The organism is Arthrobacter sp. 08Y14, assembly GCF_002929455.1.
Taxonomy (GTDB): domain Bacteria; phylum Actinomycetota; class Actinomycetes; order Actinomycetales; family Micrococcaceae; genus Arthrobacter_B; species Arthrobacter_B sunyaminii.
Genome location: NZ_PJIX01000002.1, coordinates 823,938 through 838,687 on the forward strand (window position 1 = coordinate 823,938; position 14,750 = coordinate 838,687).

Consider the following 14,750-nt stretch of genomic DNA (forward strand, 5'->3'; position numbering starts at 1 on the left):
ACCTCCATCCTATTTTGTTTGCGGCCGCCGGTTTTTCGGCGGTGAAATTTGCCGTGTTGCCTGCCCACCCGTCGCCGTACCCTTATCCGGGGCACCGGTCCGGCGTAAGTTGGGCCCATGAACTCGACCTCTCCCACCGGTCCCGGCGCATTGCGCCTGATCTTTCCGCAGTGGCAGGGCGCCTCCGGGCCCGCCACCCACCAGTTGCATCCGGGGGTGGACGCGCACGACACCCAGTTGTCCTTCAACCTTGGTCCGGCCCTCCTGGAACTGATGGCTCCGGACCACGACGGGCCCACTGCGTATGTGCCCGTCAGTACGGACACCACCGATGAGGCGCTGGCAACAGTCGACGGCATCTACGCGCGCGATGCGGTGGTGCGCCAGCTGATGGACGCACTGAAGATCCTGCGCGATGCCGAACCGACGTCGGTGGTGACCTTCGGCGGCGAGTGTTCGGTAAGCGTGGCTCCCTTCAGCCACTTGGCCTCTGTTTACGGTGACAGTCTTGCGGTGCTGTGGATCGATGCCCATTCCGATACCGGAGTCCCGGGCGATTCCTACACTGGTTTCCGTTCCATGGCGCTGGCGACCCTGGCGGGTGAGGGAGATGCCGGAATTATCGCTGAACTTCCGGCGCTGATACCGCCGGCAAACATTCTGCAGGTCGGCCTTCGACACTGGGACAGCGAGGGCATTGCGGTTAAGGAACGCCTGGGCATCCAAACCGTCGGCATTACGAACACTCCCCGCGACAACCGCCAGGTACTCGAGTGGATTGCCGGAACCGGCGCACAGCAGTTGGCCGTCCACATTGACCTGGACGTCATTGACCGCCGTGACTTCACCGGTTCGGTGGGCCAGGACACTGACGGGATGCGGATGTCCGAGCTCGTGAGCCTGGTTGCCGACGCCGCCGCAGTGGCGGATATTGTCGGGCTCAGCCTGACCGAGCACATTCCGTTGGAACTGGTGCGGCTCGGCGGCCTGCTGCGGGATCTTCCGGTCTGACGGGACATCAACTGCGGCCGGCACCGGGGACTGCGGCAGGCGCTGCGCTTCGCTCCCCCGCCGTTTTATTCCCGCCTCACCGCTGTTCCCGGAAGGCTCCGCGCATAGCGGAACAAGTATGCATGGGAACCATCAGCGTGCTTATGGTGGGCATCGACACTGATCCCCATGAAAGGACTCACCATGTCACGCATTGCCATCATCGGAGGCCACGGCAAGGTTGCCCTGCATCTCGCCAGGGACCTGAGTGCCAACGGCCACCAGGTCACCTCGCTGTTCCGCAATCCCGATCACACGGCCGACGTCGAAGCCACCGGAGCCGCCGCCGTCGCCGCCGATGTCGAGAATCTCTCCACTGACGAAATTGCGCAGAAGCTCGCCGGCCAGGACGCCGTGGTGTGGTCTGCAGGCGCAGGCGGCGGAACGGCTGAACGCACCTACGCTGTGGACCGCGACGCCGCCATCCGCTCCATGGACGCAGCCAAGGCTGCCGGTGTTTCGCGCTACGTCATGGTGTCCTACTTCGGCGCCGGACCCGATCACGGTGTTCCCGAAGATGACGGGTTCTATGCCTATGCCGATGCCAAGGCTGCGGCCGATGAATACCTTCGCGGCAGCGGACTGGATTGGACCATTCTCGGACCGAGCGCCCTGACCCTGGATCCGGGCACGGGAAAGATCGAAACCGGCCCCGGCGTCGAGGGCACCCAGGTCTCCCGCGAGGATGTGGCGCTGGTCGCCGCTGCCGTGCTGGACCGTCCCGCCACCATCGGGCAGACTATCGAATTCAACAACGGTTCGGTTCCGGTCGACGCCGCCCTTGACGCTTTGAAGGAGCAGAACTCATGAGTCTTGTTGTAGTTGCCACGATGGTGCCGAAGCCTGAGTTTCGAGATGACGTGATTGCGACGCTGGAAGACGTGATCGCACGCGTCCACGCCGAGGATGCCGGCTGCGAGGTCTACAGCCTCAACGAGGGACCCGACCGCCTGGTGATGATCGAAAAGTGGGCCAGCCCCGAAGATCTGCAGGCCCACTCGACAAGCCCTGCCTTCCAGGCCCTGACCGCTGCCCTTGATGGCAAGATGGCGCAAGACATGGATGTCCAGATCCTTCAGCCCCATCCGGCCGGCACTCCCGGCCAGGGCCAGGTTTAGGCTTACAGCCGAGTATTCAGAGGCCCCGAAAGCCCCTGCTTTTGGGGTATTTCGGGGCCTCTTTGGCATCCGCTGTGTGATCAACACCTTCTTTCAGTCCACGCCCGGCCCGGTAAAATTGGTAGAAGAAGCCCGGATTCGTCTGAAAGTTAGGAGCCCTTGGACCTCACCACCACACTGCGCCGCATTGACTACGGCGAGCCTTCGGAGCACGGCGCAACGACCTATCTCCTGCACACCGCCGACGGAACGTTTCGCACCCGGCCGGACAACATCCGGCCCCGGTCCCTGGCCCTCGCAGTGCCTGTCAGTTCCGATCTTCCCGCCCGGCCCCGCCTCACGCTGGTGCTCGACGACGACCGGAGCGTCGTGGACTGGCGGCCCGCCATTGAGGATGAGCAGCCGCCGGGCGAAGTGTCGCTGCAGGAGGTTGAGTGGGACGGGCACTTCGGCTTGGCTGTGGACTACTACGACACTGCCGCAGCGGCTGCGGCCGCACCGGACACCCGCTGGGCAGTCGTCCGCAGCGGCCCCGACCGCAGCTTCGTGATCGGCCCCACCGCCGACTACGCCGCAGCTTTCCGAGTAGCCCTGGATCACAATCTCTCCGACGACTACCGCGCTGATACTTTCGACGACAGGTACATGGTGATACAAGCCTCCCTCGCCGAGTGGGCCTGCTACGCCGCCGAAGGCCCGCGCGCTGACAGCTGAGAACGCGCTGACATCTGAGATCCCGCCCGCTGTGCAGCCGCTCAGCGAATGCTCTCGTACGCCTCGAGTGCGTGCCGGCGGGACTCTTTAAGGTCCACGAGCGGCTCGGGATAGGCGGGTGTCAGTGCGTCAGGCACCCAGCGGGCGATGTAGGCGCCGTCGGGATCAAAGCGCTTCGCCTGCGTTTGCGGATTGAAGATCCGGAAGAACGGAGCTGCATCCGCGCCGGATCCGGCGACCCACTGCCAGTTGGCGGGATTGCTCGCAGGGTCTGCGTCCACCAGAGTTTCCCAGAACCATTCCTCGCCCACCCGCCAATGGATGCCCAGGTTCTTGATCAGGAAGCTGGCAGCCACCATCCGCACCCGGTTGTGCATCCAGCCCATGTTCCACAGCTGCCGCTGGCCGGCGTCGACCAGTGGAATCCCTGTTCTTCCGGCCTTCCACGCGTCGAGGGCATCGAGGGCATCCGGGGCGCCCAGGTCATCCGGCCGGGGCCCGGACGGCATCTGCACGCCCTTCCCGCGCAGGATCGCCGGGGTCCGCGGTCCGCAGCCCTCCGGATGTTCCCAGGGAAAGCCATCGAAAGCGGGCCGCAGGTTTTTGGTGGCCAGATCCGGGTTGTGGAAGAGCTGGTGCCAGCAGAACTCGCGCCAGCCGATCTCGGTGCCGAACACATCGGGGCCGGGTCCGTTCCCGCGGACGCGGGCCAGTTCGTGCCAGACCTGGAACGGACTCACATGCCCCCACCGCAGGTACGGAGAAAGCCTGCTGGTTCCGGGCTTCGCCGGGCGGTCGCGGCCGTCGTCGTATTCCTGCACCGGGCCGGCCAGGAAGTCGCTGAGGGCGGACAGGCCGGCTTCCTCACCGGGGGTCCAGGCTTCCGCCAATCCTGTCGCCCAGTCCGGATGCTGCGGCAGCAGGTTCCAGCCCTCCAGGTCTTCCCCGGCGGGGATGCCGGTGGGCGGAGCAGCGGCTCCCTCCGGCGCCGAGAGGGGTGCCCGGAAATCCATTGCGGAGACGGTCCGCCAGAACGGGGTGAAGACCCGGTAGGGTCCGCCGCCGCCCGTCCGCACGGTCCAGGGTTCGTGCAGCAGCGACGCCTGGAAGCTCTCCGCCTGCACATCCGCACCCGCCGCCCACTCCTTGACCGCGGTGTCCACCTCCCGCTCCGGCCCGCCGTAGCGCCGGTTCCAGAAGATCCGCTCCACACCAGCCTCCTGCACGAACGCGGGAACAACTTTGCCCGCCGGGCCCCGCAGCAGCACCAGCGGAATGCCCAGGGCCTCAAGGTCTTCCCGCAGGGTCTTTAGTGCGTGGTGCAGCCACCACTTCGCGGCGGCACCCAGCGGACGGATGCCCGGTGACTCCTCATCCAGAACATAGAGGGCTGCCGCTTCACCGCCGTGGGCTGCGGCCAGCAGCGCCGGGTTGTCCGCTGTGCGCAGATCATCGCGGAGCCAGGCGATAGAGACCACGGGCAGGTCCTTTCCTTGGATAACACGACACTACCCGTGGCCCGGGCCGAATGGCCCCGGCCATTACGGAACTGCCGTTTGGCCCTCGCCTGCGGACTCATCGAAATCTCCTGCCTGGCGCCGGAACCGGGTCAGGATCTCCGTCAGTGCTGTCAGGTCCTCCTGGCCGAACCCCGGACGGGAAAACACCTCCTGGTTCAATGCCGAAGCGGCCCTGGGTACAAGTTCCCTGCCTGCAGGAGTGATTTCCACGAGCACGGTCCGCCCGTCGGACGGGTGCGGGCGCCGTGCAGCCAGCCCCGCCTGCTCCAAACGGTCCACGGCATTGGTGACCGACGTCGGATGCACCTGCAGTCTTGCCCCCGCCTTCGCCATCGGCAGCGCCCCGGTGGCAGTGAAACTCAGGAGCGCCAGCAATTCGAAGCGGGAGAAGGACAGGCCAAACGGCTTGAGGACACTTTCAACCCGGGTCAGCAGGATCTGGGAAGTGCGCATGACAGCAGTCACTGCCGCCATGCCGGTGGCGGCGTCACTCCACCCGTGTTCCTCCCAGTGTCGCCGGGCCTCGGCTATGGGGTCCTGGACCAGTGGTTTCGGTGTCACCCGCGCAGCTCCGGGAACTCGTCATCCCGGTACTCGATCCCGGTCCGCGCGGCGCCGCCGTCGTTCTCCAGGGCGCGCAGCTGAACCCGGCGGATCTTTCCGGACATGGTTTTGGGCAGCTCATGGAATTCCAGCCGCCGGACCCGCAGGTACGGAGCCAAATGTTCGCGGGCATACCCAAGGATCGCCAAAGCTGTGTCCCGGTTCGGTTCCCATCCGTCGGCGAGCGCAACGTAAGCCTTCGGCACCGCCAGGCGCAGTTCGTCGGGCGCGGGAACGACGGCGGCCTCGGCCACCGCAGGATGCTCAATCAGGACGCTTTCGAGTTCAAACGGGCTGATCTTGTAATCCGAGGCTTTGAACACGTCGTCGGTGCGCCCCACATAGGTGATGTAGCCCTCCGGGTTCCGGACCGCCATGTCTCCGGTATGGAAATAGCCGCCCTCCATGGCTGCTTGGGTGCGTTCAGGGTCGCCCCGGTAACCGGTCATGAGGTTCAACGGCGTACCGGCAAGGTCCAGGCAGATTTCACCCTCGTCTGCCGCCCGGCCCGTTGCGGGATCGATGAGGACCACCGGAACGCCGGGCAGCGGACGGCCCATGGAGCCCGGGTGCAGCTCGGCGCCCGGAGTGTTTCCCACCAGGGCGGTGGTTTCGGTTTGGCCGAACCCGTCCCGGATGGAAAGTCCCCAGGCCGACTGCACTTTGGAAATCACCTCCGGGTTCAGCGGCTCGCCGGCACCGATGAGTTCACGCAGGTGTTCCGGACGTTCCCCGAGGCTGGATTGGATCATCATCCGCCAAACCGTAGGCGGCGCGCACAGGCTCGTCACCCCGGCCCGGTGCATCTGTTCCAGCAGCGCCGCCGGACGGAACCGTGCGTAGTTGTAGATGAAGATTGTGGCCTCAGCGTTCCACGGGGCAAAGAAACTGCTCCAGGCGTGCTTGGCCCAGCCCGGGGAGCTGATGTTCAGGTGCACGTCCCCCGGCTGCAATCCCAGAAAATACATGGTGGACAGATGCCCCACCGGATAGGACACCTGGGTGTGCTCCACCAACTTCGGCCGGCTGGTGGTTCCGGAGGTGAAATAAAACAGCAGCGGATCCGCGGCATCGGTGACAGTTTCCAGCGGGACCGGCTCGGCGGCGTAGGCCTGCGCGTAGTCCAGCCATCCGCTGTGCAGCGGCGCGGCGTCCCCTCCGCCCACCAGGATTCTCTTATAGGAGCCGGGCACGTCGTCGAACTTCGCTGCATCGCCCGCATTGGCGATCACCCAGCGCGCTCCTCCGCGGCTGATCCGGTCCGCAAGGTCCGTGCTTCCGGCAGCGGAGGCCGTTGGCATGATGATGGCACCCAGCTTCATGGCCGCGAGCATGGTCTCCCACAGCTCCACCTGGTTGCCGAGCATCAGCATCACGGGGTCGCCCTGCTCGACACCCTGGGCCGAGAGCCAGGCGGCTACCTGGTCGGAGCGGCGAACCATGTCATCGAAGGTGTACTTCTGCTCCGATCCGTCCTCTTCCACAATCCACAGGGCACAGGCGGCGTTGCCGCGGGCCATGGCGTCGAACCAGTCCACAGCCCAGTTGAACGGCCCCTCCAGCCGCGGCCAGGAAAAGGATTCCACGGCCTTTTCATAGCTGCCGGACAAGGCCAGCAGCTCGTCGCGCGCGGTACGGAACGTAGTGGTGGCGCTGTTCTGGTTCATCGTGCTTCTTCCTCGTTTTTGGGGGTGCCGGCTGTGATAGTTGATGAGGTGTGGCCCGGACCGGTCCACGTGAACGCCGGTTCTTCCTTGGCCAGGAAGGCACGGACACCAATGACCGGATCCGGTGCCGCTGCCATGTGCTCCTGCCAGCGGTTGCTGGCCTCCTCCAGTGCGTTCCGGCTGCCGGGGACCGCGATAATGTCCACCAGTTCCTTCATCGCCTGCAGGGAGAGCTGGGATCGGCCGGCCAGACGGTGCGCAAAGGAGGCAACGTCGGTCCAAAAATCGGCCTGCGGAATGACCCGCTCAACCAGGCCCAGCCGCAGCGCCTGTTCGGCCGGAACAAAGTCGCCGCTGAACAGCAGGTATTTGGCGGCGCCGGGACCGGCCAGCCGGACCAGGCGCTGGATCCCGGAGAGCGGATAGACAATGCCGATCTTGGCCGGCGTGATGCCAAAAACGGCCCGGTCCGAGGCCAGCCGGAAATCGCATGCTCCGGCCACCTGCCAGGCTCCGCCCAGGCAATAGCCGTCCACGGCGGCAATGACCGGCTTGGGGAACGCGGCAATGGCCTCCTCCCCCGCCGTGACATCACCGCCGTCGTGCAGTCCATTGTCCGGATTGTGAAGGATGGCCTTCAGATCGGAAATATCCGCACCGGCAGAGAAATCTTCTCCTCCGCCGCGAATAATCACCGTCTTGACGGCGGGATCCTCCGCCAGCGGGGCGAGCACGCCGGCGAACTGCCGCCACATGCGCGAGGTCAGGGCGTTGCGGCGGCCCGGATTGGACATGCTGACCGTGGCCACCGGACCGTCCATCGTGACCTGCAGGGTGCCTTTGCTCATGGAGTTCCCAGCCTGTTCCCCAACGCCTCAGCCGCGCAGCTTGACGTTGATCTGCTTTGTCTGGGTAAACCCTGCCAGCATGCCCTCCAGCGACACTTCGCGGCCGATGCCGCTTTGCTTGTAGCCGCCATAGGACTGGCCCACCACCTGGCCGCCGCCCTGGTTGACCTGTACCCAGCCGGCGTCGACCCGGTGGGCGGTGTTCAGGGCATTGTCCAGGTTGTGCGACCAGACATAGGCAGCGAGCCCGTAGTGGGAATCATTCGCCATCCGGATCACGTCTTCCGTATCCCGCCACGGAATGGCGACCAGCACCGGTCCGAAAATCTCTTCCTGTGCGAGACGGAAATCGTTGCGCCCCCCGCCAAAGACGGTGGGCAGGTGGAAGTAGCCCTCCGTGAGCGGCCCCTCCGTGGGAACGTCGCCGCCCAGCAGGGTCTTCATGGAGCTGCGGCCGTCGTCGAGGTAGCCGCTGATGGAGGAGAACTGGCTGTTGTTGATGATGGCGCCCATGTCCGTGGCCTCATCCAGCGGGTTGCCCACGACCAGGGCGCCCAGCTTCACGGTGAGCCGTTCCAGGACCTCGTCGTAGATGTCCTCGTGAAGGAACAGCCGGGACCCGGCCGTGCAGCTTTGGCCCTGTCGGGTGAAGCGCGAGGCCAGGAGCAGTCCGTCAATGAGGTCCTCGTCCACGGCATCCGGAAAGACGATCGACGGGTTCTTTCCACCCAGCTCCAGGGACACGTGGGCCAGCCGTTCACCGGCGGTGCGGGCGACGCCGCGGCCCACCTCGGTGGAACCCGTGAAGGAGACCTTGTCCACGCCGGGATGCTCGGCCAGGGCCGCGCCAATGACGCTTCCGCGGCCGGTGATGGCGTTGACGGTTCCGGCCGGAAGGTGCCGGGAACAGATTTCGGCCAGCAGCAGGATGGTGAGCGGCGCGTCGTCGGCAGCTTTAAGGATGACCGTGTTTCCGGCCGCCAAAGCAGCGGGCAGCTTGAATCCGGCAATCATGAGCGGGGAGTTCCACGGCAGGATACAGGCTACGACGCCCAGCGGTTCCAGCCGCGTGTACTGCAACTGGCCGTCCCCGGCCGGCAGCGTCACACCCTTAACCTCACCGGCGATGCCTGCAAAGTAGCGGAACAGCGCCACCAGAGTGGTGACCTCCGGACGGGCCTGGGTGCGCAGGGCGTTGCCGGTGTCCAGGGCCGTGAGGCGGGCGAAGTCTTCCGCCCGCGCCTCGATGTCATCCGCGATCAGTGACAGCGCCCGCGCCCGGGCGGTGAAGTGGACGTTGCGCCAGCCCGGAAATGCTTCCCGCGCGGCGCTCACCGCACGGTCAACATCCTCAGGACCAGCCGCCGGAACCCGTGCAATCACGGTTTCCCGCTTGGCGGGGTTCATCACGTCGCGCCAGGAGCCGGAGACGGCTTCCACCGGTTCCCCGCCAATCCACATGGGCTGGTCGACGCCGGACAGAAACGAGCTGTAGTCCGAAGTCTCGTGAGCTTCAGCCGCCGAATCCGACGGAATGTTGAGCTGGGTCATGATGCCTCGTTCTCGAGTGGGATGGGCGGGGAACTGGTGGTGCTTGTTTAGTGGTGCTTGTTAGCGGTGCTTGAAGTCCGGCTTGCGCTTCTCAATGAACGCCGCCATGCCTTCTTTCTGGTCTTCCAGGGCAAAGACGGAATGGAACACCCGGCGCTCCAGACGGATGCCGGAGTCCAGGCTGGTTTCAAAGGCGGCATTCACCAGTTCCTTGCCGAGCATGGCCACGGGAGCGGACATGGAAGCGATCGTCTCGGCGGTGGAGCGGGCGTCGTCGAGCAGGTCAGCGGCCGGCACAACACGGGAGACCAGGCCTGCGCGTTCGGCCTCTTCGGCGCCGATGGTCCGACCCGTGAGGATCATTTCCATGGCCTTGGCCTTGCCCACCGCGCGGGTCAACCGCTGCGATCCGCCGATGCCGGGAATGACGCCGAGCTTGATTTCGGGCTGGCCAAACTTGGCCGTATCCGCGGCAATGATGAAGTCGCACAACAGCGCCAGTTCACAGCCGCCACCCAGAGCATGGCCGGCGACGGCGGCAATCACCGGGGTGCGTACGGCAGCCAGGGTGTCCCAGCCACGGAACCAGTTCCCCAGGTACATGTCCATGTAGGTCTTCTCGGACATTTCCTTAATGTCGGCGCCGGCGGCAAAAGCCCGTTCGGATCCGGTGATGACAATGGCGCCGACATCAGGATCATTGTCCAGCTCCGTCGCGGCCGACACCACGTCCTGCATCATCCCGAAGTTCAGGGCGTTCAGCGCCTTGGGCCGGTTCAGGGTAATGATGCCCACCCGTCCGCTGCGCTCCAGGAGGATGTTTTCGTACTCGCTCATACTGCTCCGCTCTGTTCTGCCGGCTGCTGGCCGGCGGTATCTCTGTTAGTGTCACCGGTGCTGTTCGTGTCACCGGATCCTGCACGAATGGTTTTGATGACGGCGGAAAAGTCTTCTCCCCCGCTGCCGGATTCCGTAAGCTCCCGGAAAATCTCCCCGGCTCTCCGGCCCAGTTCGGCGCGGACACCTGTGGAGTCCAGCGCATCTGCGGCGAGACCCAGGTCCTTGGCCATCAGGGCCGCGGCGAAACCGGGCCGGTAATCCCGGTTGGCCGGGCTGGCCGGAACCGGACCGGGAACCGGGCAGTTGGTGGTCAGCGCCCAGCACTGGCCGGATGCCGCCGAGGCAACATCAAACAGCGCCTGATGCGTCAGGCCGAGCTCTTCGCCCAGGACAAACGCTTCGCTGACGGCAATCATGGACACGCCCAGGATCATGTTGTTGCAGATCTTGGCTGCCTGGCCGGCTCCCGGCCCGCCGCAGTGGACCACGCGCCCGCCCATCACCTCGAGCAGGGGCAGCGCGGCGGCAAAGTCCTCCTCCGCGCCGCCCACCATGAACGTCAGGGTTCCGGCCTCGGCACCTACCACTCCGCCGGACACCGGGGCGTCCAGTCCGCGGTGGCCGGTCTCCAGCATCAGGGCGTGGGCCGTGGTGGCATCGTCCACCGAAATGGTCGAGCATTCCAGGAACAGGGCATCGGGAGTTGCTGCCGCGAGCAGACCCAGCATGTCGCCGTCTCCTGACAGGGCATTGAGCACATGCGTTCCCGTGGGCAGCATGGTGATGACGACGCCGGCGCCGGTCACCGCTTCGTCAGCGGAGGCAGCCATTCGAACCCCGGCAGCGGCGGCTTTATGCGCTGCGGCCGGAACCGGGTCATATCCGGTGACGGAATAACCGGCGGCAACCAGGTTGGCGGCCATGGGACCGCCCATGTTGCCCAGCCCGATAAAACCTATCTGCATTCCCTGCCCGTGCGTCTGCGTAGCCTGCTCGTCCGTCATCGCTGCTCCTGGCTGATCAATTCGTCGCTGCTGGTCACTGTGTCGTTGGAGGTCACTGTGTCGTTGGTTCCATGGGCCTTCCGGTTCTCCCAAAGGTCGGGACGGCCGTCGAGCGGAGCAAAATAGGAGTCGACGTCCCCCTGCCTCACCTCCGCCAGTGTGGCCGGCATCCACTGCGGACTGCGGTCCTTATCGATGACCTGGGCCCGGACGCCCTCAGCGAAGTCCGGCGCGGTTAGGGCATGGAGCGAAACGCGGTATTCCTGCTCCAGCACGCTGCGCAGATCCGGAAGGTCCCGCGCTCGGCGCAGCGACTGCAGCGTTACCTTGAGCGCCGACGGGGACTTTGTCAGCACGACGGCGGCCGCCGCGTTCGCGTCCCCGGACTCCGAGCGGAGCAGTGCATCAATGATGGTCTCCACATCGTCGTGGGCGAAGCACTCGTCAATCCATTCCCGGGCTGCAGTCAGGGGCGGCTCCGGTGGCTCCTGCGCAAAGTCCTGCAGGACTTCATCTGCCTGCCGGTGCTCCAGCTCAGCAGACAGTTCCCCAAGCCGGGAGCTGTCCACATAAACATCCGCCAGACCCAGTAACAGGGCGTCGGCTCCGGTCATGGTTCCGGCGGTGAGGGCTGCGTGAGTGCCTAGCTCGCCGGGTGCTCGGGACAGCAGGTAGGTGCCTCCGACGTCGGGAACAAAGCCGATTCCCGTTTCCGGCATACCCACTTTGGTGCGTTCAGTGACAACCCGGTGCCGCGCATGCGCGGAAACGCCGACGCCGCCGCCCAGCACAATGCCGTCCATCAGAGCGACATACGGCTTGGGGTAGCTGCTGATCCGGGCGTTGAGTTCGTACTCCTCGGCCCAGAAGTCTGCTGACTCCCTGCCGCCGTTGCCGGCATCGCGGTACAGGGCCACAATGTCACCGCCGGCGCAGAGCCCGCGCTCTCCGGCACCGGACAGCAGGACGGTGGCCACGCCGTCGTCCTGCTCCCAGGCATCCAGGGCTTCCCCGATCAGGGAGACCATATTGGCCGTGAGCGCGTTGATTGCCTTGGGGCGGTTCAGGATGATGTGTCCGAGATGCCCGCGGCGTTCGAGGCGGACCTCAGGCTCGGGCGACCGGGGCGTTTCAGGTGTATTGGGTGCTGTGGTCATTTCAGGCCTCCGCCAGTGTTCGCCCGACAATGAGCTGCATGATCTCGTTGGAGCCTTCCAGTATTTGGTGGACCCGCAGGTCCCGGACAATTTTCTCCAGGCCGTACTCGGAGAGGTAGCCGTAACCGCCGTGCAGCTGCAGCGCTTCATTGGCGACTTTGAACGCATTGTCAGTGGCCACCCGTTTGGCAATGGCACAGAGCTTAACGACGTCGTCAGTACCCCGGTCCAGTGCATCGGCACCCCGCCACAGCATGGTGCGTGCTGTCTGCAGATCCATTTCCATATCCGCCAGACGGAACATGAGGGACGACTGTTCGATGAGCGGTTTGCCGAAGGCCGTCCGCTCCTTCAGATAAGCCACGGTTTTGTCCAGCGCGGCCTGCGCTCCGCCCAGAGAACACGCTCCCATGTTGAGGCGTCCGCCGTTCAGTCCCTTCATGGCAATGCCGAAACCCGAGCCCTCTTCACCGAGGCGGTTGGCTACCGGCACCCGCAGATCGGTGAAGATCACCTGTGCGGTGGGCTGTGCATTCCAGCCCATCTTGCGTTCGGGCGGCCCAAAGGAAAGCCCCGGGGTGTCAGCCGGCACTACGATGGCGCTGATGCCGCGCGGACCTGCCCCGCTGGTGCGGGCCATGACGATGTAATAGCTGGAGGATCCGGCTCCGGAAATGAACTGTTTGACGCCGTTGAGGACATACTCATCGCCGTCGCGTTCAGCCTTGGTGGCGAGTGCAGCCGCATCCGAACCCGCCCCGGGTTCCGTCAGGCAGTAGCTTCCCAGCGACTGCATGGACGCCAGCTCCGGAACCCACCGGGCACGCTGGTCCGCATTGCCGAAGGTATCGATCATCCACACCACCATGTTGTGGATGGAAATATAGGCGGCAATGGAGGGATCCGCTTTGGAGAGTTCTTCGAAAATCAGCACGGCATCCGACCGGGAAAGACCGGAGCCGCCGTATTCCTCTGCTGCATAGATGGCACCCATGCCAAGTTCTCCGGCCTGGGCCAGCACGTCCACCGGGAAATGCTTTGTTTCATCCCATTTCGCCGCGTTTGGCGCGAGGGCGTCGGAAGCGAATTCCCGAACCATATCCCTAATGGCCTGCTGGTCCTGCGTCAGTTCGAACATGGTCCGCCCTTCATTGGTGCCGTGACGCCCAACATACTTGGACTCCCTAGTAATTACTAGGGGTTCCAAGGACTCTTTCTTCCGGACGCCTCTGCTGCGGCGGTTGTCAGCTGACTTTCCATTGCGGACAGCGTCATAGTTAGACCACCGCCGGCAGTGTCTGCAAGAATTCCCGAACCGGCTGTTACTCCCAGAATCCCGCTGCGCCGCCGCCGCTGAGTGCGGCCCGCAAACGTCCGCTATCAGCTCTTTATTCCCGCCCCGTCACGGGGCTTCATGCGCGTTCACCGGGCGCCACGATCTTTGGCATGCCCCTGCCGCGGGGCCTAGCGTTGCGAAGCTGCGGGCAGTTCTCCCGCACCCCAATGAACCCAGCTGGAATTCATCCCGCTGGATTCACCTCCCCCGCCAAAGGAGTACCCCCATGCTTATCTCCGGCCTTATTGTCGGCATGGCCCTGGGCTTTGTCATGCAGCGCGGGCGCTTTTGCGTCACCGGTGCCTTCCGCGACATCTGGGTCACGCGCAACACGCGCTGGCTGACCGCCTTTCTTGTGGTGGTGGCGGTCCAGAGTGTAGGCGTTTTCGCCCTGGACGCCGCCGGCGTCATTACCCTCGCTTCCGGCCCATTCCCGTGGCTGGCCACCATTGTTGGCGGTTTCATTTTCGGATTCGCCATTATTCTTGCCGGCGGCTGTGCCACCGGAACGTATTACCGTGCCGGTGAAGGACTGGTGGGGAGCTGGCTCGCGCTCATCACGTATGCGCTCTTTGCCGCGGTCATGAAGACGGGACCGCTTTCCGGCTTCAATTCCTCCATGCGCTCCGTGACCGTTGAACAAAGCAACTTCTATTCGGTGCTCAACGTCTCGCCATGGGTCTTTGTGGCCCTCCTGGTGGCCGGCGTCGCCCTGGCGGTCCGTCACCACCTGAATAAGCCGCGGTTCAAAATGGCCGCACCGCCGGCATCAAAAACCGGACTGGCACATCTGTTGTTTGAAAAGCCCTGGAACGCCTTTGCCACCGCAGTGGTTATTGGCCTGATCGCCATTGCCGCGTGGCCGCTGAGCTGGGCCACCGGCCGGGAGGCCGGGCTGGGGATCACCACACCGTCCTCCAACGCGGTCAACTACCTGGTTACGGGAGATCCCGAACTGGTGGACTGGGGCGTACTCCTGGTTGCCGGCATTCTTCTAGGCTCCTACATCGCCGCCAAGGGCAGCGGAGAGTTCCGCATCCGGGTTCCCGATGCCGCAACAGTGGTGAAGAGCCTGAGCGGCGGTGCCCTCATGGGGATCGGAGCTGCACTGGCAGGCGGGTGCACCATCGGCAACGCCATGGTTGAGACCGCACAGTTCAGCTTCCAGGGCTGGACGGCACTGGTGTTCATGGTTTTGGGCACCGGGCTGGGGGCCCGGCTCACCATTATGAACCGCCGCCCCTCCTCCGGATCCGGTCCGGCCAAGGTTCCCGCCCGCGCCGCAGCACGCAGCTAGTCAGGTAACTAACACCCCCGACAACAACCGTCCCGCCCATAAACC

At 64.8% G+C, this 14,750-nt stretch carries 14 protein-coding genes; 5 read left to right on the top strand and 9 right to left on the bottom strand.

Annotated features, from left to right (window positions below; translation table 11 throughout):
- The first annotated feature begins 117 nt into the window (after positions 1 to 117).
- From CXR03_RS10330 to CXR03_RS10345, 4 genes are all read left to right on the top strand, one after another.
- Entirely contained in the window at positions 118 to 1,011 is an 894-nt protein-coding gene (locus tag CXR03_RS10330) for an arginase family protein (protein WP_104103704.1), read from the top strand.
- A gap of 183 nt (positions 1,012 to 1,194) precedes the next feature.
- The gene (locus tag CXR03_RS10335; RefSeq protein WP_104103705.1) at positions 1,195 to 1,860 is read left to right on the top strand and encodes an SDR family oxidoreductase; all 666 of its coding nucleotides are present in this window, start codon (positions 1,195 to 1,197) and stop codon (positions 1,858 to 1,860) included.
- Positions 1,857 to 2,168 carry a putative quinol monooxygenase gene (locus CXR03_RS10340; RefSeq protein WP_104103706.1) on the top strand — a complete coding sequence of 104 codons (312 nt, stop codon included), beginning with the start codon at positions 1,857 to 1,859 and terminating at the stop codon, positions 2,166 to 2,168. Before CXR03_RS10335 ends, CXR03_RS10340 begins: the two co-directional genes overlap by 4 nt.
- Before the next feature lie 159 nt (positions 2,169 to 2,327).
- Complete coding sequence (locus CXR03_RS10345; RefSeq protein WP_104103707.1) at positions 2,328 to 2,882, top strand: hypothetical protein; 555 nt, start codon at positions 2,328 to 2,330, stop codon at positions 2,880 to 2,882.
- 41 nt (positions 2,883 to 2,923) lie between these two features.
- On the opposite strand, the gene CXR03_RS10350 is transcribed toward CXR03_RS10345, so the two are convergent.
- The 9 genes from CXR03_RS10350 to CXR03_RS10390 all read right to left on the bottom strand — a co-directional run bounded on the left by CXR03_RS10350 (position 2,924) and on the right by CXR03_RS10390 (position 13,210).
- Positions 2,924 to 4,366, bottom strand: coding sequence for a deoxyribodipyrimidine photo-lyase (locus CXR03_RS10350; RefSeq protein WP_104103708.1), 1,443 nt, complete (start codon positions 4,364 to 4,366; stop codon positions 2,924 to 2,926).
- A 57-nt stretch (positions 4,367 to 4,423) separates the two neighbouring features.
- Positions 4,424 to 4,963, bottom strand: coding sequence for a MarR family winged helix-turn-helix transcriptional regulator (locus CXR03_RS10355; RefSeq protein WP_258073590.1), 540 nt, complete (start codon positions 4,961 to 4,963; stop codon positions 4,424 to 4,426).
- Complete coding sequence (locus tag CXR03_RS10360) at positions 4,960 to 6,672, bottom strand: AMP-binding protein (protein ID WP_104103709.1); 1,713 nt, start codon at positions 6,670 to 6,672, stop codon at positions 4,960 to 4,962. Before CXR03_RS10360 ends, CXR03_RS10355 begins: the two co-directional genes overlap by 4 nt.
- Complete coding sequence (locus tag CXR03_RS10365) at positions 6,669 to 7,520, bottom strand: enoyl-CoA hydratase/isomerase family protein (protein WP_104103710.1); 852 nt, start codon at positions 7,518 to 7,520, stop codon at positions 6,669 to 6,671. Before CXR03_RS10365 ends, CXR03_RS10360 begins: the two co-directional genes overlap by 4 nt.
- A 27-nt stretch (positions 7,521 to 7,547) precedes the next feature.
- On the bottom strand, positions 7,548 to 8,981 hold the full coding sequence (locus tag CXR03_RS10370) for an aldehyde dehydrogenase family protein (protein WP_258073626.1): 1,434 nt from the start codon (positions 8,979 to 8,981) through the stop codon (positions 7,548 to 7,550).
- A 150-nt stretch (positions 8,982 to 9,131) separates the two neighbouring features.
- A complete protein-coding gene (locus CXR03_RS10375; protein ID WP_104054130.1) occupies positions 9,132 to 9,908 on the bottom strand; it encodes an enoyl-CoA hydratase in 777 nt (258 codons plus the stop codon).
- Positions 9,905 to 10,915, bottom strand: a complete 1,011-nt coding sequence (mmsB, locus tag CXR03_RS10380) for a 3-hydroxyisobutyrate dehydrogenase (RefSeq protein WP_104103712.1) — start codon at positions 10,913 to 10,915, stop codon at positions 9,905 to 9,907. Before mmsB ends, CXR03_RS10375 begins: the two co-directional genes overlap by 4 nt.
- Positions 10,912 to 12,072: an enoyl-CoA hydratase/isomerase family protein gene (locus tag CXR03_RS10385; protein ID WP_104103713.1), complete on the bottom strand. Its 1,161-nt coding sequence runs from the start codon at positions 12,070 to 12,072 to the stop codon at positions 10,912 to 10,914. The genes mmsB and CXR03_RS10385 overlap by 4 nt, the downstream gene beginning before the upstream one ends.
- A 1-nt stretch (position 12,073) precedes the next feature.
- On the bottom strand, positions 12,074 to 13,210 hold the full coding sequence (locus tag CXR03_RS10390; protein ID WP_104103714.1) for an acyl-CoA dehydrogenase family protein: 1,137 nt from the start codon (positions 13,208 to 13,210) through the stop codon (positions 12,074 to 12,076).
- Positions 13,211 to 13,634: 424 nt separating this feature from the next.
- On the opposite strand from CXR03_RS10390, the gene CXR03_RS10395 reads away from it, so the two are divergent.
- Entirely contained in the window at positions 13,635 to 14,705 is a 1,071-nt protein-coding gene (locus CXR03_RS10395) for a YeeE/YedE family protein (RefSeq protein WP_104103715.1), read from the top strand.
- Positions 14,706 to 14,750: the final 45 nt, after the last annotated feature.